18 protein-coding genes and 1 tRNA gene are annotated in these 18,883 nt (G+C 71.2%); 10 read left to right on the plus strand and 9 right to left on the minus strand.

Going from position 1 to position 18,883, the window contains the following annotated elements:
- The first annotated feature begins 206 nt into the window (after positions 1-206).
- Complete coding sequence (locus tag OG494_RS35545) at positions 207-3,116, plus strand: ATP-binding protein (protein ID WP_328446242.1); 2,910 nt, start codon at positions 207-209, stop codon at positions 3,114-3,116.
- An 88-nt stretch (positions 3,117-3,204) separates the two neighbouring features.
- Positions 3,205-3,813: a hypothetical protein gene (locus tag OG494_RS35550; RefSeq protein ID WP_328459119.1), complete on the plus strand. Its 609-nt coding sequence runs from the start codon at positions 3,205-3,207 to the stop codon at positions 3,811-3,813.
- A 57-nt stretch (positions 3,814-3,870) separates the two neighbouring features.
- Here the strand turns inward: OG494_RS35550 and OG494_RS35555 are convergent, their stop codons facing one another.
- From OG494_RS35555 to OG494_RS35570, 4 genes are all read right to left on the minus strand, one after another.
- Entirely contained in the window at positions 3,871-4,581 is a 711-nt protein-coding gene (locus tag OG494_RS35555; protein WP_328446244.1) for a G1 family glutamic endopeptidase, read from the minus strand.
- 230 nt (positions 4,582-4,811) lie between these two features.
- Positions 4,812-5,867, minus strand: coding sequence for an ABC transporter substrate-binding protein (locus tag OG494_RS35560; protein ID WP_328446246.1), 1,056 nt, complete (start codon positions 5,865-5,867; stop codon positions 4,812-4,814).
- Position 5,868: 1 nt separating this feature from the next.
- Positions 5,869-6,753, minus strand: a complete 885-nt coding sequence (locus OG494_RS35565; RefSeq protein WP_328446247.1) for an ABC transporter permease — start codon at positions 6,751-6,753, stop codon at positions 5,869-5,871.
- The gene (locus OG494_RS35570) at positions 6,743-7,549 is read right to left on the minus strand and encodes an ABC transporter ATP-binding protein (protein ID WP_328446248.1); all 807 of its coding nucleotides are present in this window, start codon (positions 7,547-7,549) and stop codon (positions 6,743-6,745) included. Before OG494_RS35570 ends, OG494_RS35565 begins: the two co-directional genes overlap by 11 nt.
- 263 nt (positions 7,550-7,812) lie before the next feature.
- Here OG494_RS35570 and OG494_RS35575 point away from each other — a divergent pair, with 263 nt between their 5' ends.
- Positions 7,813-9,390 carry a sensor histidine kinase gene (locus OG494_RS35575; RefSeq protein ID WP_328459120.1) on the plus strand — a complete coding sequence of 526 codons (1,578 nt, stop codon included), beginning with the start codon at positions 7,813-7,815 and terminating at the stop codon, positions 9,388-9,390.
- Entirely contained in the window at positions 9,387-10,046 is a 660-nt protein-coding gene (locus tag OG494_RS35580) for a response regulator (protein WP_328446250.1), read from the plus strand. The genes OG494_RS35575 and OG494_RS35580 overlap by 4 nt, the downstream gene beginning before the upstream one ends.
- A gap of 1 nt (position 10,047) precedes the next feature.
- Here the strand turns inward: OG494_RS35580 and OG494_RS35585 are convergent, their stop codons facing one another.
- A complete protein-coding gene (locus tag OG494_RS35585; RefSeq protein WP_328446252.1) occupies positions 10,048-10,638 on the minus strand; it encodes a hypothetical protein in 591 nt (196 codons plus the stop codon).
- Positions 10,639-10,883: 245 nt separating this feature from the next.
- The gene (locus OG494_RS35590) at positions 10,884-11,702 is read right to left on the minus strand and encodes an SDR family oxidoreductase (protein WP_328446254.1); all 819 of its coding nucleotides are present in this window, start codon (positions 11,700-11,702) and stop codon (positions 10,884-10,886) included.
- 137 nt (positions 11,703-11,839) lie between these two features.
- Here OG494_RS35590 and OG494_RS35595 point away from each other — a divergent pair, with 137 nt between their 5' ends.
- Together OG494_RS35595 and OG494_RS35600 are read left to right on the plus strand one after the other, a co-directional pair.
- A complete protein-coding gene (locus OG494_RS35595) occupies positions 11,840-12,637 on the plus strand; it encodes a trypsin-like serine peptidase (RefSeq protein WP_328459121.1) in 798 nt (265 codons plus the stop codon).
- Between the two features lie 17 nt (positions 12,638-12,654).
- Positions 12,655-12,879 (plus strand): RNA-binding S4 domain-containing protein, encoded by a 225-nt coding sequence (locus OG494_RS35600; RefSeq protein ID WP_328446256.1) that lies wholly within the window; start codon positions 12,655-12,657, stop codon positions 12,877-12,879.
- Between the two features lie 8 nt (positions 12,880-12,887).
- Here OG494_RS35600 and OG494_RS35605 read toward each other — a convergent pair whose 3' ends face one another.
- Positions 12,888-13,841: an Ldh family oxidoreductase gene (locus OG494_RS35605; protein WP_328446258.1), complete on the minus strand. Its 954-nt coding sequence runs from the start codon at positions 13,839-13,841 to the stop codon at positions 12,888-12,890.
- 102 nt (positions 13,842-13,943) lie between these two features.
- Between OG494_RS35605 and OG494_RS35610 the strand changes: the two genes are divergently transcribed.
- From OG494_RS35610 to OG494_RS35620, 3 genes are all read left to right on the plus strand, one after another.
- Entirely contained in the window at positions 13,944-14,225 is a 282-nt protein-coding gene (locus OG494_RS35610; RefSeq protein ID WP_328446260.1) for a DUF2277 domain-containing protein, read from the plus strand.
- Positions 14,226-14,277: 52 nt separating this feature from the next.
- Positions 14,278-15,117, plus strand: coding sequence for a patatin-like phospholipase family protein (locus OG494_RS35615; protein WP_328446262.1), 840 nt, complete (start codon positions 14,278-14,280; stop codon positions 15,115-15,117).
- 42 nt (positions 15,118-15,159) lie between these two features.
- A tRNA-Ser gene (locus tag OG494_RS35620) sits at positions 15,160-15,246 on the plus strand.
- 36 nt (positions 15,247-15,282) lie between these two features.
- Here OG494_RS35620 and OG494_RS35625 read toward each other — a convergent pair.
- Entirely contained in the window at positions 15,283-15,756 is a 474-nt protein-coding gene (locus tag OG494_RS35625) for a MarR family winged helix-turn-helix transcriptional regulator (RefSeq protein WP_328446264.1), read from the minus strand.
- A gap of 524 nt (positions 15,757-16,280) precedes the next feature.
- Here OG494_RS35625 and ypfJ point away from each other — a divergent pair.
- Entirely contained in the window at positions 16,281-17,213 is a 933-nt protein-coding gene (ypfJ, locus tag OG494_RS35630) for a KPN_02809 family neutral zinc metallopeptidase (RefSeq protein WP_328446266.1), read from the plus strand.
- Between the two features lie 51 nt (positions 17,214-17,264).
- Here ypfJ and OG494_RS35635 read toward each other — a convergent pair whose 3' ends face one another.
- A complete protein-coding gene (locus OG494_RS35635; protein ID WP_328446268.1) occupies positions 17,265-18,806 on the minus strand; it encodes a M28 family metallopeptidase in 1,542 nt (513 codons plus the stop codon).
- Positions 18,807-18,883: the final 77 nt, after the last annotated feature.

Consider the following 18,883-nt stretch of genomic DNA (forward strand, 5'->3'; position numbering starts at 1 on the left):
CGTTAAGCGACGCCCGAATGCGAGAGACGCCGACGTTTCGCTCGCGCGGCGGCCCGGGAGCGGCGATTCCACCGGCAACCCGGTGACAGCCGGTAGGCGGACGTGCGTGTGCGGTGTCGGCCACCTATTCGGTGAAAGGTTTACGGACGGGTTGGGCGCTGCTTAGGCTCCCGCGCACAGCCCCCGGTGTGCGTCGAGGAGGTCACATGTGGTTGACCGCGCCCCGCCCCACCTCCGTCTCCGTCCGGTCCGGACCGGCGCGGCTGACCGGCCGCGACCCCGAGCTCGACACGATCGTCGACGTCCTCCGGCAGCGCCCGGCCGCCGTGTTGATCGAGGGCGAGCCCGGGATGGGCCGCACCCGGCTGCTCGCCGAGATCGCCCGGCGCCCGGAGTTCGACGGCGGCCGCGTCCTCGTCGGCGCCTGCCAGCCACTGCGCGAACCCTTTCCCTACGGCCCGATCCTGGAGGCGCTGCGATCCGCGGGCGACGCGCCGCTCGGCCCGCTCAGCCCGGTCGCCGGCGTGCTGCGGCCGCTGCTGCCCGAACTCGCGGAAGCGCTTCCCCCGCGGCCCGAACCACTGGCCGACCCGGTCGCCGAACGCCACCGCGTGTTCCGCGCGGTGCGGGAGCTGCTGACCGCGTGCGGGCCCGCGCTCGTGCTGCTCGACGACCTGCAGTGGGCCGACGAGGGCACCATCGACCTGCTGCGGTTCCTCGCCGGGTCGATGCCGCCGGAGCTGGCCGTGGTCGCCGCCTCCCGGATCGAGCCCGACGTGCGGCCGGGCGCGCCGCTGCGGACCGGGCCGGCCGTGCACTCCGCGCGGGTCACCCTGGGCGCGCTCGACGTCCCCGCGGTGCGCGCGCTCGCCGCCGAGCTCCTCGGCCTTCCGCGCGTCACCGACGAATTCGCCGCGAAGCTGCACGAGTGCACGGCCGGGATCCCGTTCGTCGTCGAGGAAACCCTGCGAGCCCTGCGGGACGCGGCCGACCGGCTGCCGGTCGGCGAGGTCCTCTCCGACCGGTTGCTGGAGAACCTCGAAGTGCCGGTGCTGCTGCGGGAAGCCGTCACCGAACGGCTTTCCGGGCTGCCCGCGCCGGCGGTGCGGCTGGCCGGCGCGGCCGCGGTGCTCGGGGTCGGCGCCGAAGCCGGCGTCCTGGGCGAGCTGGCCGGGCTGGCCGGCGACGAGCTGCGCGCGGCGTTGCTCGCCACGCTGTCCGCCGGGGTGCTCGGCGAGGTCGGCGAGGTCGGCGACAGCAAGTACGGCTTCCGGCACCCGTTGGCGCGCAAGGCCGTCTACGACACGGTGAGCGGACCCGAGCGCGCGCTGCTGCACGCGCAGGCGATCCGCGTGCTCGCCGCGCAGCCGGTGCCGCCGCTCACGCCGCTGGCGCGGCACTCCCGCGCGGCGGGACGCGTCGACCAGTGGCGCCACTACGCCGAGGCCGCGGCCGACGAGGCGATCGCCCGCGGCGAGACGTCCCGCGCGATCGACCTCCTGCAGTCGGTGCTCGCCGAACCCGGCCCGGCGCAGTCCGACGTCGGGCGGGTGGCGGGCAAGCTGAGCCAGGTCGCGCTGCGCGGGTTCCGCCCGGACGTCCTCGGCACGCTGGAGCACGTCCTCGAAGAGGTGACGCTGCCGCCGTCGGTGCGCGGCTCCATCCGGCTGAGCCTCGGCATGCTGCTGGTCCGCACCATCGGGCAGCTCGGCCGCGGCCGGCTGGAGGTCGAGCGCGCGGTCGGCGAGCTGGTCGACCGGCCCGACCTCGCCGCGCGCGGGATCACCCTGCTCGCCCAGCCGATCGACGGGCTGACGCCGTTGTCCTGGCACGAGCTCTGGCGCGCCCGCGCGGGTGAGGTGTACGACCGGCTCGACGACCCCGAGCTGCGGCTGGCGCTGACCGCCGACCGGATCGCGGCCGCGTCGCACGTCGGCGACCCGTCGGCGTGGGCGGAGTTCGAAGCGCTGTCGGACACCGTCGGCACGGTCGCCGAGCGCGTCCAGCTCGCCCGGCTGTGGTGCAACCTCGCCGACGGGCAGGCGTGGGCCGGCTACCTCGACCGGGCGCAGCGGCTGGTCACCGAAGGCGTCCGGCGCGCGACCGACGCGGGCGCGCTGTACGCGATCGGGCTGATCCAGGGCACCCGCGTGCGGCTGGACTGGGTGCGCGGGCAGTGGAGCGGGCTCGCCGAAACCGCCGAGCAGCTGCGCGGCAGCTACCCGGAGCTCGGCCCGATCGTCATGGAGTCGTCGCTGGTGCTGGGCGGGCTGGCCGCCGTCCGCGGGGAGTTCGCGGCCGCGGAACGGCACCTGAGCGCGGCGAGCGTGCACGCGCCGGACCGGGGCCCGATCCCGGTGGTGCTGTCCGCCGCCGGCGTGCTGATCAGCGTCCGGCTCGCGACCGACGACGTCGACGGCGCGTGCGCGGTGGCCGACACGGCGGTGGCCGCGGCCGGGCGCAAGGGCGTCTGGATCTGGGCGGCCGCGCTGGTCCCGGCGGCGGCCCAGGCGTACGCGCGAGCCGGGCGCTGGCCCGAGGCCGACAACGTGGTCGAGGCGTTCGCGCGGGGCATCGAAGGCCGGGACGCGCCGGTGGCGACGGCCGCGCTGGTGGCCGGCCGGGCCGTGCTGCTCGAAGCGCGCGGCAAGCACCTGGCCGCGGCGACCCTGTTCGACGAAGCGGCGTCGGGTTATGGGGCGTTGCCGATGCCCTACCCGGCGACGGCCATGCGGGAGCGGGCCGCGATGTGCCGCCTGGCCGCGGGCAACCGCGACGCCGTCGACGAGCTGAGCGCCGCGGCCGAGGCCTACGAGCAGCTCGGCGCCACCCGCGACGCCGGCCGCTGCCGCCACCAGCTGCGCGAGCACGGCGCGTGGGCGCCCTCGCAGCGTGGCCGTCGTGGTTACGGCAGCGAACTGTCCCCGCGGGAACGCGAAGTCGCGCGGATGCTCGCCGAAGGCCGGACGAACCGGGAGATCGCGGACGGGCTGTTCCTCTCGCCGCGCACGGTCGAGCAGCACGTCGCGAAGGTGCTGCGAAAGCTCGGCGCGCGGTCCCGGACCGACGTCGCGCACAAGATGCCGGCCGACGTCACGACGGCGCCTGCGGGCTGATCGCCGCGGACGTACCGTGACCCGGGTGACAGAAGAGGCACTTCCCGCGTGGCGTCGCCGGACCGCCGGTGAGACGCGCTGGCCGGCGATGGGCGTCGTCGTGGCCACGCTCGCCCTGCAGCTGGCCCTGCCCGGCGAGGTGGCGGTGCGGCCGTGGTGGCTGCTGCCGTCGATGTCCGCCCTGCTGGTGGGCGCGCTGCTGCTGGTCAACCCCGGCAAGATGGACCACTTCAGCGCGGTCGAGCGGGTGATCTCGCTGCTCGTGGTGGCCGCGGTGACACTGGTCAACGGCGGGTCGGCGGTACTGCTGGTCTACGGGATCGCCACCGCGACGCTCACCGCCCCGGCGGGCGCGGTCCTGCTCAGCGGCGGCATCGTCTACTGGACGAACATCGTGGCGTTCTCCCTCTGGTACTGGGAGTTCGACCGCGGCGGCCCGGGTCGGCGGGCGCTGGGCCGCCACGTGTTCCCGGACCTGCAGTTCCCGCAGATGGCCGACCCGGACCTGGCGAAGCAGGACTGGGAACCGTCCTATTTGGACTACCTGTACTTCTCGTTCACCAACGCGGCGGCGTTCAGCCCGACCGACGTCCTGCCGCTGCGGATCTGGGCGAAGATGACGATGATGCTGCAGGCCGTGATCTCGCTGGTGCTGGCCCTGATGGTGGTCGCCTGGGCGATCAACAACCTGAAGTGACACCACCGGTCGTGAGTGTTTAGTCGGGTTCTAACCCGACTAAACACTCACGAGGGGTCAGTGGCGCGAGATGGTGAAGCTCTGGCCGTCCGAGCCGATCGCGCCCGGGGTCCAGGTGTTCGTGCCGCGGTCGTCGGCGCTCAGGCCGGACGGGCTGGTCGAGGCCAGGTTCGTGCCGTTGAACTTGACGCCGGTGAACTTGATGCCGCCGGAGATCGTCGGGTAGGAGTCGGTCGGCGACTCGATGATCGCCTCCGCCGACGCGTGCTTCGAGGTCAGCGACTTCGTCGTGGTCTTGGTCCAGCCCTTGGTGGAGTCGGTGAGGTCCAGCTTGTAGGTGTTGGTCGCGGTCCGCGTCACGGTCGCGGTGATCTTGTCACCCGCGCCGACCGACACGTTGTAGTACACGGGCGCGGCCGGGTACATCTCGTACCAGGCCGAATACACCGGGCGGCCGCTGGAGCAGTCCGTCTCGACGCCGGTCTGTTCCACAGTGGACGATCCGTCGCCGTCGATGCCGACCCAGGGAGCGAACAGGTCGTTGCTGGAGCGGCAGGTCACCGTCGGTTCGGTCCAGCTCGCCGTGGCCGTGGTGAAGCTGCCGAAGCTGACGTAGCCACCCCAGTTGCCCCCGGCGAACTGGTGGCCATGGAAGTGCGAGCCGTACTCGACGGCGGCGTGGGCCGGGCCGGCCATCGCCAGGCCGGCGGCCGCGGCGGCGGCCACGGTGAGCACGCGGACAGCACGCGAAGAAACGAATCTGGTCATGACGGAGACTCCATTCACAGGGTGGGGACCCGGGAAACCGTGTGACCAGTGTTGAATCCGCGACAACCGGAAGGTAGCTACTTTCGAAGGGTCTTCACATTCCGGGAACGAATCACGATATTTGCCGTATTTGCTCCCGAATGGACGAAAAGACCCGTGAAGGCCTCCGCGGGGGAAGAGGCCTTCACGGGTCCATGCTGCTCACCAACCGCCCGGTCAGGTGAGCGGGGTCACTGGACCGCCTGTGCGCGTGCCGCGTCGACGAACTTCGTCGTGTACGTCTTCGACAGGTCGATCTTGTCCTTCTTCGGCTTGACGTTGCTGGACGAATCACCCAGCACCTTCAGCACGTTCTGCGCGCCCGCCGGGTCCATCCGGCCGTCCGCGGTGAACATCGGCAGGCTGTCCTCGAGCGACTTCACGTAGAGCGCCTTGTCCCCGCCGGCGAACGACGGCGGCATGATCGACGCCACCTCTTCCGGCGAGTGCTTCGAAAGCCAATTCAGCGACGCGACGTACGCGTTGGCGAGTTTCTGCACGACGTCGGGATAACGCTCGACAATGGTGCAGCTCATGTACAACGAGCTCGCCGGGTACAAACCGCCCAAAGCGGCTTTGGTGCCTTCGATCGTGCGCATGTCGTAAAGCACCTTGGCCTGGCCCGTGTTCGTGAGCTGCGCGATCGTCGGGTCGGTCGTCATCCCGGCGTCGATCGTGCCCTGGTTCAGCGCGGTGATGAACGTCTGCCCGGCGCCCGCCTTGTACGGCGTGTAGTCCTTCGAGCTGACGCCGCCGCGCTGCGCGAGGGCCTTGGTCAGGAAGTCCGTCGACGAGCCGAGCGACGTCACGCCGAGGGTGCGTCCCTTGAAGTCCTTGCCGGACTTGATCTCGCCCGCCTTGGCCGCGGCGACCATCTCCGCCTCGCCCGGCACGTTGGCGAACTGCACCACGCTCTGCATGCACTGCCCCTTGGCCTGCAGGTCGATCGTGTGGTCGTAGAACCCGACCACCCCCTGCACCTCGCCGGCCAGCAGCGACGTCTCCGCGTTGGCGCCGGACGGCTGGTCGAACAGTTCGACGTCGATGCCCTGCTTCTTGTACTCGCCGAGCTGCTGCGCGAGCTGAGCCGGCAGGTAGATCACCTTGGACAGGCCACCGACCATGATCTTGATGTGCGGCTGCCCGCCGTCGCCGAAGTCGATCGAGCGCGAGTCGCGGCACGCGGTGACCCCGCCGACGGTGACGGCCAGCGCGGCCGTGATCGCGAGTGTCCTCTTGAGACGCATGTCAGATCCCCTGCGCCGCGGAGCTGACGTTCGGCCGCCAGCGCAGCAGGCGGCCTTCCAGGGTGCCGATGCCCCATTCGGCCAGCAGCGCGACGACGGTGATGATCAGCATCCCGGCGTACACCCCGGCGGTGTCGAACGTGCCCTGCGCGTTGCTGATCAGGAAGCCCATGCCGGCCTTGGCGCCGGTGTACTCGCCGACGACCGCGCCGATCAGCGCGAACCCGAAAGCGACGTGCAGCGAGGACAGGATCCAGGACGTCGCGCTCGGCAGCACGATCGACTTCAGCACCTGGCCGCGGGTCGCACCCAGGATGCGGGCGTTGTCGATCAGGTTGCGGTCCACTTCACGAGCGCCGGTGAAGGCGTTGAAGAACACCGCGAAGAACACCAGGACGACGACGGTCGCGACCTTCGACGACAGCCCGAGGCCGAACCAGATCACGAACAGCGCCGCGAGCACGATGCGGGGCAGGGCGTTGGCGGCCTTGATGAACGGCGCGAGCACCTGCGCGAAGTACTCACTGCGGCCCAGGATGACACCGAGCACGACCCCGGCGATCGCGCCGATGACGAAGCCCAGCACGGCTTCCTCGACGGTGGTGAAGATGTTGTACCAGATCGAACCGAAGTCGGTCCCCGTGCTGAACCACTCGACCAGCCGCTGCCAGATGTTCGACGGCTTCGAGTAGAAGAACGGGTCGATCCAGTACGTCGCGGTCAGCTCCCAGCTGCCCAGCCAGACGACCACGATCGCCAGCCGCAGCAGCCAGATGTTGCGCTTGCGGCGTGAGGACGCCTGCTTCGCGCGGGCCATGATGTCCTGCTCGGTCTCCAGAACCGGCAGCGGAGCGGCGGACGGGGCCGCCGGAGTCTCAAGCGACACTGGTCGCTCCCTTCTCGCGGGCCTTGTCGACCTCGCTGCGCAGCGATTCCCAGATGTCGGCGTAGAGCTTGCGGAAGTCCTCGGTGAGGCGCAGGTCCTCGACCTTCCGCGGCCGCTCCAGGGGAATCTCGAAGACGTCCTTGACGGTGGCCGGCGAGGACGTCAGCACGACGACCTTGTCCGACAGCGCGATCGCCTCGTCGAGGTCGTGCGTCACGAAGATCACCGCGGCGCCGGAACCGGACCACAGCCGCAGCAGCTCGTCCTGCATGAGCGCGCGGGTCTGCACGTCCAGCGCCGAGAACGGCTCGTCCATCAGCAGGATCTTGGGCTTGGTGACGAGCGTCTGGGCCAGCGCGACGCGCTTGCGCATGCCGCCGGAAAGCTGGTGCGGGTAGTACTTCTCGAACCCGGCGAGCCCGACCCGGGCGATCCAGTCGACGGCCTGCGCGCGGGCCTCGGCCTTAGGCACGCCCCGGAAACGCGGCCCGGACGCGACGTTGTCCAGCACCGAGCGCCACGGCATCACGGCGTCGGTCTGGAACATGTAGCCGACACCGTCCGGAATGGACTTCACGTCGGTGCCGTTCACCTGCACCCGCCCGGCGGACGGCGGCTGGAGCCCGGACACCAGCGAAAGCGTCGTCGACTTGCCGCAGCCGGTGGGGCCGACGACGGCGACGAACTCGCCGGGCTGGACGGTCATGGTCAGGTCGCGGACGGCCGTGTGCACGGAACCGGACCCGCTGGGGAACCGTTTGGTGGCTCCGGTGAGTTCGATCAGTGGGGGAACCATGGGGAGGTGACTCCTTCGTCGCAGTGTCGGTGTGGGGGTGCAACCCCCACACCCCGGCCCGGGGGGCTTCGCCCCCGCGGACCCCCCAAAACCGGGTGGTGCCTGTCACGTTGGAAGGAACGTTAAGTACGCGAGTCGCCGAGGTGAAGCTTGTCGACGTTCTGCGTGCGAGCTGCGCGTTATGCATGTTTTGCTCATTTAGCGCACCCCCGTGAGCTGGGGGTATGTTCCCAGCCATGCCAAAGTGGGCGCTCTTCCCGCGGATGCGGTTCAGCAGGCAGGTACTGCTGCTGCAGATCGGCGTGGTCGTCCTCGTGGTCGGGCTGGGCGTCGCGCTGGTCAGCGTCCTGCTGAGCCGCACCCTCACCGACCAGTACGGCCGCCGCGCGCTGGCCATCGCGAAGTCCGTGGCCGCCGACCCGGTGGTCGTCGCGAACGCGGCCGCGAAGCTCCCCGGCGGCCCGCTCGAGGACCGCGTCCTGGCGGTGACCGAGGTCAACGACGCGCTGTTCGTGGTGATCACCGACGACCAGGGCATCCGGCTCGCCCACCCGACGACGAGCCTGATCGGCCAGCGGGTGAGCACGTCCCCGGAGCTGGCGCTGGCCGGGCAGGACGAGATCAGCGCGGTGCAGAGCGGCACGCTCGGGCTGTCCGTGCGCAGCAAGACGCCGATCTGGCAGGGGCGGCGCGTGGTCGGCGAGGTGAGCGTCGGCTTCGAGGTCGGCGACCCGACCGGCGACTTCAACCGGCTGCTCGTCATCACGCTGCTGTTCGCCGGCGGCGCGCTGCTGCTCGGCGCGGGCGCGTCCGCGCTGCTCAACCGGCGCCTGCGGCGCGTCACCCACGGCCTCGAGCCGCACGAACTCACCGAATTGCTCTACGAACGCGAAGCCGTGCTGCACGGGATCGGCGAAGGCGTGCTGGCCGTCGACGACGCGAACCGCGTCTCCGTCCGCAACGACGAAGCCGAGCGACTGCTCGGCACGCAGCTCCCGATCGGCGCCGCGCTGGCCGAGCTGGAGCTGTCGCCGCGGCTGCACAAGGCCGTCGGTGAGGGCCGGCCGGTGGACAACCTGCTGGCCGTGGCCGGGAACCGCGTCCTGGTGATCAACTCCCGCGCGGTGCGGCTGGACGACCGGCCGATCGGCACCGTGCTGACCTTCCGCGACCGCACCGACCTCGACACGCTCACCCGGGAGCTCGACGGCATCCGCGCCCTCTCCGACGGCCTGCGCGCGCAACGCCACGAGTTCGCGAACCGGCTGCACACGCTCTACGGGCTGCTCCAGCTCGGCCACCACACCGAAGCCGTCGAGTACCTGCAGACGCTCACGGACTCGCCGTCCACGCACCCGACCGAGCTGGGTGACGCCGTCGCCGACCCGTACCTGCAGGCGCTGCTGGTCGCGAAAACCGAGCAGGCGCAGGAAAAGGGCCTCACGCTCACGCTCGCCGACGACACCTGGGTGCCGGCGGCGGTGACCGACCCGATCGCCGCGAACACCGTGATCGGCAACCTCGTGGACAACGCGCTGCACGCCGCGCGGATGGGGCCGCGGCGGCCGGCGACCGTCGAGATCGGGCTGCTGACCGACGGCGCCACGCTGCACGTGTCCGTTGTGGACAGTGGGCCCGGCGTGCCGGCCGACCTGCGGCGGACGCTGTTCGACGAAGGCGTCTCGACGAAGATCGCGCCCGGGCACGGCCTCGGGCTGGCGCTGGCCCGCCAGGCCGCGCGCGCCCGCGGCGGCGACGTCTGGCTGGCCAACGCGGGCGAAGGCGAGACCGGCGCGCTGTTCGTCGCCAAACTGCCCGGAATGCTGACGGAGGACGGATGATCCGCACGCTGATCGTGGACGACGACTTCCGGGTCGCCGGCGTGCACGCCGGGTTCGTCGAGGAGGTCGCGGGCTTCGCGGTGGTCGGCACCGCGCACACCGCGGCCGAGGCGCGGGCCCGGGTGCGCGAGCTGACGCCGGACCTGGTCCTGCTCGACGTCTACCTGCCCGACGAGTCCGGCCTCGCCGTGCTGCCGGACCTGCAGACCGACACGATCGTGCTGTCCGCGGCGACCGACAGCGCGTCGGTGGCCGCGGCGATCCGGGCCGGCGCGCTGAACTACCTGATCAAGCCGTTCACCACGCGGCAGCTGGCCGAGCGGCTGACGTCGTACGCGCGGTTCCGCGGTCTGCTCGCCGACGGGCGCACGATGGCCCAGGACGACGTCGACCGTGCGTACCGGGTGCTGCACGACCAGGACCGGACGTCCGCGCCGAAGGGCCAGTCGACGGCGACGTCACGGCTGGTCTCGGAGCAGCTGCGGCGCGCCGGACGTCCGTTGTCGGCCGCGGAAGTCGCCGGTGAGCTCGGCATGGCGCGCGCGACGGCGCAGCGGTACCTGACGGCGCTGGCGGAGTCGGGCACGGTCCAGATGCGGCTGCGTTACGGCGCCACCGGCCGCCCGGAGCACGAATACCGCTGGTCCGACGCCTGATTCAGCGCCCGCCGGTGGTCTCCGAGCGGTACTGGTACTGCTGCATCATGCTTTCCGCCGCGTTCATCCAGGACTGGACCGGGTTCGTGGACGACGGCGGGGTCGTCGCCGACGGCAGGTCGACGCGTGGCACGTCCGTGTCATCGGCCGAACGCTTCTTCGGCTGGGCTTTCGCCTGCACCTGAACCTGTTTCGACGCCGGCTTCGACGCGGGCACCGGCACGTAGACGGTCGACGGCGGCGGCGTGACGACCGGCGCCGGCGGCTGGGGCTGGGGTTGCGGCGCCGGAACGGCCGCGACGGCGGGCCGCGGGTCGACCTGGGCGACGTCGTCCGCCGGTGACGGCGCGAACAGCCCGCCGCTCAGCACCCCGCCGGCGACCCAGCCGGCCGCGACGAGCAGCACCGCGGCGCCGCTGCCCAGCCACGTGCGGGCGCGGCGGCGGATCACCACGGACTTCGGGCGCAGGTCCTGATCACACACCGGCGGCCGGGTGTAGATCGGCTCGGCGAGCTCGGGCAGCTCGTCGTCGGTGCGGCGGCGCCGGGGCAGGCTGGCCGCGACGATGCCGGTGCGATCCAGCAGTTCCACCGCGGCGCGGTCGCTGGACGGACGGGTCGCAACGCTCGGTGCGGTGCGCGGCATCGGGGACCTCCGGTACGGGGCTCACGGACCCCACGCATTCTGGACCATTTCGGACGGCCTTGTCAGAAACGCAACTCCATTGAGTGACGCGTTCCGGAGCCGACCAGGCCGCGAACGGCGATCCAGAGTGGCGCAGGTCCGTGTTCCCGGACCAGGGTGTTCGCCCGAAAGGCGCAATAGCGAAAAGAGTTTCAGCTTCCCATCTGTTTCAGGCCGAGTCGCGCGAGGACGGCGAGCGGCCGCTGGTAGGCGGAGCCGAGGACGCGCGGGATGGCGTCGATCACGTAGGCGTCCGGTCCGATGAGGATCCTCGCGGACTTCCGTTCGATCCCGCGCAGAATCGTCGAAGCGGCCTTCTCCGGCGTGGTCTGCGCGATCCGGTCGAAGCCCACCGCGGCCTTCTCCTGGTCGCCGTCGCCGCCTCGCGCGTTGCGCACGATGTTGGTTTTGATCCCACCGGGGTGCACGCAGCTGACGGCGACCGGGCGCTTCGCGATCAGCATTTCTTCGCGCAGCGCTTCGGTGAATCCGCGGACCGCGAACTTCGCCGCGTTGTACGCGCTCTGCGTCGGCACGCCGACGAAGCCGAACACGCTGGAAATGTTCACCACGTGCCCCTCGCCGGAGGCGATCAGGTGCGGCAGGAACGCCTTCGTGCCATTCACGACGCCGCCGAGGTTGACGCCCATCAGCCAGTCGTAGTCCTCGAACGCCATCTCCTCGACAGTGGCGCCGAGCGCGACACCGGCGTTGTTCACGATGACGTTCACACCCCCGAAGTCACTCACGACCTCCTCGGCGTGCGCGAGCACCGCGGCCCGGTCGGCGACGTCGAGGCGGTAGGCCCGCGCGTTCTCGCCGGCCAGCTTCGCCGTCGCCTCCGCGTTCGCGGTGTCGACGTCGGAGACGGCCACCCGCGCGCCCCGCCGCGCGAACTCCAGCGCCGTCGCCCGCCCGATCCCCGACCCCGCTCCGGTGATCACCACGACCTTGCCCGCGAACCGCTTCATCGGCCCTCCCGCCCATTAGGTGTTACTCCCGAGTTACGGATACTAGCGGCTGTGAGGTTGCTGTGGGTGTGCTGAAAGTGTCGGAGTGACGTCCTAAGGTGATCCGGACGACCGAGGGGCGAGCGGACGAGGAGGCGATGCACGTGCGGCGGCCCGCCGTCCTGCTGTCCCTCGCCGCGATCCTGCTGCTCGGCGCGGCCTTCGTCGTGGTCGGCGTCGTCCGGCGACCCGGGTCCGCGGACGCGACGACACCTCCGGCCGACGCGACACCGGCGTCGGCCATCGACCTGCCCGCCGTGTCCAGCCCGGCCGTCGGCGCGCTGTTCGTCGACGGCGCGCACTACTGCACCGCGAGCGTCGTCCACAGCCAGCAGGGTGACGTGCTGCTGACCGCCGCCCACTGCATCCACGACGGCGAGGGTGGCGACTACGTCCCCGGCGTCACCTTCGCGCCCGGCTACCACGACGGCCTCGCGCCGTTCGGCTACTGGACGGTGTCCGACGAGCTCGTCGCGCCCGGCTGGACCGAGTCGTCGGACCCGGACCTCGACGTCGGTTTCGCCACCGCGCACCAGGCGGGCACCACGAAGACCCTCGAAAGCCTGGTCGGCGCGAACACCCTCGCCACCGGCAGCGCGTTCGAGCAGGCGATCACCCTGACCGGCTACCCGGACGACTCCGAGACCCCGGCCGTCTGCCGGAACACGACCAGCCGCCAGGACACCTTCCAGCTCAAGGTGGACTGCGCGGGCTTCCCGACCGGCACCAGCGGCGGCCCGTGGGTGGTCGGCGAGGACCCGAAAACCCGGCTGGGCACGGTCATCGGCGTCATCGGCGGTTTCGAGTTCGGCGGCGACGATCCCGACACGTCGTACTCGAGCTACTTCGACACGGACGTCCAAGGTCTCTACCGGCAGACGGCCGCCCGCGCCTGACCCGGCATGATGCGCGTATGACCGACCCCGTCGACGTACCCATCACCGGCGAGCCGATCCGGCTCGGCCAGTTCCTCAAGCTCGCCGGCCTCGCGGAGGACGGCTCCCACGCGAAGGACCTGATCGACGCCGAGGAGGTCACGGTCAACGGCGAGGTGGAGACCCGCCGCGGCCGCCAGCTGACCGACGGCGACGTCGTGGCCGTCGGCCCCGACCGCGGCAAGGTCATCCTGGTCCGCTGACCCGGGCCTCAGCCCACGTTGGTCAGCGGCGGCAGCCCGAGCGACGCGGCGAGGCCGTCCAGCTCGCGCCGCACCGGGCCGGCCAGCGGGACGCCCAGCGCGCGGCACTGCTCGAGGTGCTGGGCCTCGCGCCAGCCGGGGTAGCGGATCGGGGCGCCGCCCTCCCAGCCGAGCATGCTGCCGAACAGGGCGCTCGCCGCGCGGTAGAAGCCGTCGGCGCTGCGCAGCGTCGTCGGCGCGATGGCCATCACCAGCAGGCCGGTGTCGTGCTCGTGGTCGGCGACGCCGGAGAGCACCCCGGCGAGGACCTCGACGAGCAGCGTGAACCCGGCCGCGGCCTCCTGCCCCGGGTGGTCCATGTCGAAGACGAACTCGGGGTACGCGCCACCCGGCGCGGCCATGCCCAGCGGGTTCATCGGCTGGCCGGGCTCACCGCCGGCCGCCAGCACCAGCCCGATCATCGCGTGCGGCAGCGCCCGCGCGGCGTGGTGCCCGGCCCGGCCGAACGGCCCGACCCCGCGCAGCGAGACGAGCCCGACGCCGAAGCGGCCGGCCCGCGTCACCGCGCGGTCCATCGCGTCGCCGACGGCCCAGAGGCCGGGCGCGCGCCGGTAGTCGAGCAGCGCGGCCGCCCCGCGATCGGCGATCATCAACGGCTCGGCGTGCGGCACGACGTGGCCGTTCTTCACCAACGGCAGGTGGGTCCGGGTCAGCTCGGCGACGCCGGTGCCGGGCGAGCCGGTCAGGTCGCCGTGGCAGAGCGCTTCGGCGGCGATGCGGGCCCGCGCTTCCGGGAAGCCGTGGGCGGCGAAGACGTGTGCCACGAGGGTGACCAGCTCGTCGGCCCGCACGCGGGGCCAGGCCTGTTCCGGGATCGGGGTTTCTTGCCTCTTGTCGACGCCGGCTTCGAGGACGGCGGGTTCGGGGCGGGCGGAACGGAAGGGACGCGGTCTGAGGGGCACTACCCCGACATTGCCCAAGCGCGGGCGGCAGCGTCAACGACGTCGGCGACAGCCAACCCGACCGTGTGATCCGGACCTCCGCGGAGTCGTACCCTGGTCGGCATGTGCCGAAACATCACCACCCTCCGGGGACTGCAGCCGTCCGCGACGGACGAGGAGATCGAGGCCGCGGCGCGCCAGTACGTCCGCAAGGTGACCGGCGTGCAGTCCCTGTCGGACGCCACGCGCGAGCCGTTCGAAGCGGCCGTCGCGCAGATCACCGAGATCACCACGAGACTGCTGGAGCAGCTGCCCGAACGCCGTCAGCCGCCGGCGACCGTGCCGCCGCTGCGCCGCCCCGAGGTGCGCGCCCGGATCGCCGCGAAGCAGCTGCGCCAGCCCTGATTTCGCGGCTCCGTTGCCGAAAACTGTCGGTGGGGGCCGTTAGGGTGCGGGCATGAGCGGACAGGCGTTGGTGCTGGGTGGCGGCGGGGTCGCCGGGATCGCGTGGACCACAGGGTTGCTGGCCGGGCTGGCGGGTCACGGGCAGGACCTCACCGGCGCGGACCTGATCGTCGGCACGTCGGCGGGCGCGACGGTCGCCGCGCAGGTCACCAGCGGCGTGGCGCTGGCGGACCTCTTCGCGCGCCAGGCCGACCCGGCGCGGCAGACCCCGGAGATCCCGGCCGAGATCGACATGGAGAAGTTCGTCGCGGACTTCGGCGCCGCGTTCGAGGACGCCGGCTCGCCCGCCGAGGTGCGGCAGCGGGTCGGTGAGCTGGCACTGAGCGCCGAAACGGTGTCCGAAGCGGACCGCCGCGCGGTGATCGCCGCCCGCCTGCCGTCCCACGACTGGCCGGAGCAGCGCATCGTCCTGGTCGCGGTCGACGCGGAAACGGGCGAGCCGCGGCAGTTCGACCGCACGTCGGGCGTCAGCCTGGTCGACGCGGTGGCGGCCAGCTGCGCGGTCCCGGGCATCTGGCCCCCGACCACGATCGACGGCCGCCGCTACATCGACGGCGGCGTCCGCTCCGGCGAGAACGCGGACTACGCGTCGGGCGCCACGCGCGTCACGGTGGTCGCGCCGCTGGGCCTGGAATCGCCGTTGCCCGGCGAGAAAGCGCTGCTCACCGTGCTGGAGGACTTGCGAAAGGCGGGCGCGGAGATCGCGGTGATCAGCCCGGACGAGGCTTCGGTCGCGGCGATCGGCCAGAACCCGCTGGACCCGTCGACCCGCACGCCGGCCGCGGAAGCGGGCCGAGCCCAAGGCACGGCACTGACGCTCACCTGGAGCTGACTCGCCGACGCCGAAAGCCGGTCAGCTACCCTCGTGACCAGAGGTAGCGTGTCCGAGCGGCCGAAGGATCATGTCTTGAAAACATGCGAGGGGGAAACCTCTCCGTGGGTTCGAATCCCACCGCTACCGCAAGCAGACCGGGTGCGCGGCTGACGCGAAACCGCGTCAGCTCTCCACCTCGGTCAGGTGATCCAGCACCCGCCCGAAGGCCGAGGCGATCGTCGCCTGTTCTTCCGGGCTCAGCAGGTCGATCAGGTGCTCGCGCACGCCCTCGACGTGGGTCGGGGCCGCGGACTCCAGCAACCGCACGCCGTCTTCGGTCAGCTCCGTGATGACGCCGCGCTTGTCCTCCGGGTCGCGGACCCGCCGGACCACACCCGCGTCCTCGAGACGGCCGACCTGGTGCGAGAGCCGGCTCTTCGTCGAGCCCATCAGGGTCGCCAGCTCCGTCATCCGCATCCGGTGCGCCGGCTGCATCTCCAGGCAGACGAGCACCTCGTAGTCGGTCAGTGAGACGTCGTGCCGGTCGGCCAGCTCGCGGTGCAGCCGCTGCCGCAGCCGCAACGTCGCGACGATGTAGGAGCGCCACGCATCAGACTCGGCTTCGTCCAACCACCGCACAGGCCGCTCCTCGGTCATAAGGCAGCGTAGAACGTTGATCAAGGGACCGCGCGGTCCGAGTCCGAGTTGTCTGCCGGTAAAAATACCGTCGCAACATCGCCCGAAGGTGGGGTTACGAAAAGGTTGAGACTCGGCCGGAAAAGGCGCATTCTGCTTGTCGGCGGACGTTGACCAGGGTATGGGCACGACAACGACGACGTGCCGGCCCGGCTCTCCGCCAGAGAGGTCAGGTGGTTGCGTGACGGGTGACTCTCGCGGTTGACCGCCAGCTGCGTCCCCGCGACCGGAACGGACACCTACCGGGTCGGTCGTGACCGAGGCGAACCAGCCTCACTGCGAACAGCTCCGTGCGGACTTCCCTGCGTTCACGCACTCGGCGTCGATCGGGCCTGTGTCAGGTCACGGTCTCAGCAACCGTGACGACAGCGCCTGAACGCCGGTCCGCTCGCGGCCAGCCGCTCTACAACGACAAACCTCGGTACAAGTCCTGGGCGCGGCCGCGAACGCCGCGCCCAGGCCCTTGTCCGGCTACGATCTCCCGCGTGAGATTCGACGACGACGCGGGCCTGGACGCTTCCGAAGTCCAGGACATGCGCGGCAGCGGTGGTGGGGGCGGCGGGATCGGCGGCCGCGTGGCGCTCGGTGGTGGTGGGCTCGGCGTGGTCGGGCTGATCATCTACTTCGTGATCTCGCAGCTCGGCGGGATCAGCCCGGGGGCGGTGAACCTGGGCAGCGGCGGCGGGCTCGGCAGCGTCGGCTCCGGGCAGCAGGTCGACAACTCCCAGCTCGCGAACACCTGCAAGACGGGCGCGGACGCGAACAAGAACCACGACTGCGCCATCGTCGCGATCGTCAACTCCGTCCAGGACTACTGGGCGCAGCAGTTCGCGCGCTCCGGCTCGACCTACCGGAAGGCGCCGACGAACTTCTTCAACGGCGGCGTCCGCACCGGGTGCGGCAGCGCCAGCTCGGACACCGGGCCGTTCTACTGCCCGGCCGACTCCGAGGTCTACATCGACCTGAGTTTCTTCAACGAGCTGAAGACGCGCTTCGGCGCGCAGGGCGGCCAGTTCACCGAGGCGTACGTGCTCGCCCACGAGTACGGCCACCACGTGCAGAACCTGCTCGGCACGTCGAAGAAGGGCACCGGCACCGGCCCGACGTCGGGCTCGGTCCGGCTCGAACTGCAGGCCGACTGCTACGCCGGCGTCTGGGGCAACCACGCGACGACGACGCCGACCGACACCGGCAAGCCGCTGATCCTCGACATCACCCAGGACGACATCGCGTCCGCGCTGGACACGGCGTCCCGGATCGGCGACGACTACATCCAGACCAAGCTCGGCGGCGGCCAGGTGGACAGCTCGCAGTTCACCCACGGCACGTCCGCGCAGCGCAAGAAGTGGTTCACCACCGGCTTCCAGACCGGCGACCCGGCCCGCTGCGACACCTTCGGCGCCAGCAACCTGGGCTGAGGCATGACAAAGGGGCCGTCCCGAGTTCGGGACGGCCCCTTCCGTCTGTCCTCAGGAAGTCAGCGCGTGCGGGTCGCCGGCGACAGCGTGCGCGGAGAAGTTCCGCTGCCCGCTGCGTTCGGCGGCCTTCTGCTTGACGTTCTTGGCCTTGCCCGGCTTGACGCCGTTGATGCTCTCGGTGCTCGTCGCGTAGACGCCGAGGGACCAGGCGACGCCGTCCGCGTTGCGGTCCAGCGCGACCCGGTCGATGTTGCCCAGGTTGTCGCAGGCCTGGTGGTAACACGGGTCGAACGCGATGCCGGCCGTGCCGCCCCACTTCGCCGCCTGCGCCGGGGTCTTCAGGACCTCGGCGCCGGTGTCCAGGCCGCCGGCCGGGATGCCGACGGCGATGAACTCGCCGTAGTCCGAACGGCCGGTGAAGTCGGTGCCTTCGAGGGACACGCCCCGCGCGGCCTGCAGGTAGTCGACGAAGGTCTTCTCGATCTGCGCCGAGCCGTACGGGCCGGGGCCCGCGCCGACACCGTCGGAGTTGTCACCGTCGTAGGCGAAGTACCCGGCGTTCGGCGAGCCGATCATGTCGAAGTTCAGGTACAGCGCGATGTCGAGCTGCTGCTCGAAGCTCAGCGAGTCGACGTAGTAGGTCGAGCCGATCAGGCCGAACTCCTCCGCGCTCCAGAAGCCGAAGCGGACGGCGTTGTTGACCTTCGGGCTGCTCCCCAGCTGCAGCGCCGTCTCGAGCAGGGTCGCCGAGCCGGTGCCGTTGTCGTTGATGCCGGGGCCGGCCGGGACGCTGTCGAGGTGCGACCCGAGCATCACGACGTTGTCCTTGCGCCCGGACTTGGTCTCGGCGATGACGTTGTAGCTGGTCCGCGCCTCCTGGAAGGCCCGCAGCTCCAGTGTCACGGACTGGCCGCCCAGGGTCGCCAGCTGCGCGCCCGCGGCCGCGGTCACGCCGCCGGTCGGGATCTTCGCGCCGGCCGGGTCCCCGAGCGTCCCGTTCAGGTCGCCGTCGGTGTTGTTGTAGACGATGGCGCCGATCGCGCCGGCCGCCGCGGCCGTCGCCTGCTTCTGCGCGAACGAGCAGCCGCCGCGCTTGATCAGCGCGATCTTCCCGGCGACGTCGGCGGTGTAGTCGGTCGCCTCGCAGCCGCTGGTGTCGTCGACCGCGACGACCGAGAGGGGCGCGGTGATGCCGCCGACCGGCGTCGACGGGGTGTACTCCATCGCGATGACGGGCACGTTCGCGCCGCCGGCGGTCAGCTTCTCGGCCAGCGTTTGCGAGAAGGTGAAGGGGAACTCCTGACGGGTCACCTGGAAGCCGGCCGCCTCGAGCTTGGTGGCGATGTACTCGGCGGACTTCTTGTGGCCGTCGGTGCTCGCCGCCCGGTTCCCGCCGTTGGTGTCGGCGATGCGCTGCAGGGCGATCAGGTGGCGGTTGACGCCGTTGATGTCGACCTTCTTGACGAGCTGTTTCGCCAGGGCAGGGCCGTCGGGGACCGTGGTCGCGGCGGCGGCCGGGGTGAGGCCGAGCGCGAGTGTCGCGCAGGCGGCCAGGGCCACCGGCGGGACGAATCTCTTTCGGAAGAGTGACATGGTTGCTCACTTTTGTGCGATATGAGAGGTACGTCAATGCGTCATTCGGCGGGACTCTCACCCACCGGTATACGGTC

The organism is Amycolatopsis sp. NBC_00438 (genome assembly GCF_036026695.1).
Taxonomy (GTDB): domain Bacteria; phylum Actinomycetota; class Actinomycetes; order Mycobacteriales; family Pseudonocardiaceae; genus Amycolatopsis.

Excerpts from the sequence above, each read along its gene's own strand:
- OG494_RS35575 (WP_328459120.1), top strand. The coding sequence starts at position 7,813 with ATGCGGTTCAGCAGGCAGGTACTGCTGCTGCAGATCGGCGTGGTCGTC.
- OG494_RS35595 (WP_328459121.1), top strand. The coding sequence starts at position 11,840 with ATGCACGTGCGGCGGCCCGCCGTCCTGCTGTCCCTCGCCGCGATCCTG.
- OG494_RS35555 (WP_328446244.1), bottom strand. The coding sequence starts at position 4,581 with ATGACCAGATTCGTTTCTTCGCGTGCTGTCCGCGTGCTCACCGTGGCC.
- OG494_RS35550 (WP_328459119.1), top strand. The coding sequence starts at position 3,205 with ATGGGCGTCGTCGTGGCCACGCTCGCCCTGCAGCTGGCCCTGCCCGGC.
- OG494_RS35570 (WP_328446248.1), bottom strand. The coding sequence starts at position 7,549 with ATGGTTCCCCCACTGATCGAACTCACCGGAGCCACCAAACGGTTCCCC.
- OG494_RS35610 (WP_328446260.1), top strand. The coding sequence starts at position 13,944 with ATGTGCCGAAACATCACCACCCTCCGGGGACTGCAGCCGTCCGCGACG.
- OG494_RS35615 (WP_328446262.1), top strand. The coding sequence starts at position 14,278 with ATGAGCGGACAGGCGTTGGTGCTGGGTGGCGGCGGGGTCGCCGGGATC.
- OG494_RS35590 (WP_328446254.1), bottom strand. The coding sequence starts at position 11,702 with ATGAAGCGGTTCGCGGGCAAGGTCGTGGTGATCACCGGAGCGGGGTCG.
- OG494_RS35600 (WP_328446256.1), top strand. The coding sequence starts at position 12,655 with ATGACCGACCCCGTCGACGTACCCATCACCGGCGAGCCGATCCGGCTC.
- OG494_RS35545 (WP_328446242.1), top strand. The coding sequence starts at position 207 with ATGTGGTTGACCGCGCCCCGCCCCACCTCCGTCTCCGTCCGGTCCGGA.
- OG494_RS35580 (WP_328446250.1), top strand. The coding sequence starts at position 9,387 with ATGATCCGCACGCTGATCGTGGACGACGACTTCCGGGTCGCCGGCGTG.
- OG494_RS35625 (WP_328446264.1), bottom strand. The coding sequence starts at position 15,756 with ATGACCGAGGAGCGGCCTGTGCGGTGGTTGGACGAAGCCGAGTCTGAT.
- OG494_RS35635 (WP_328446268.1), bottom strand. The coding sequence starts at position 18,806 with ATGTCACTCTTCCGAAAGAGATTCGTCCCGCCGGTGGCCCTGGCCGCC.
- OG494_RS35560 (WP_328446246.1), bottom strand. The coding sequence starts at position 5,867 with ATGCGTCTCAAGAGGACACTCGCGATCACGGCCGCGCTGGCCGTCACC.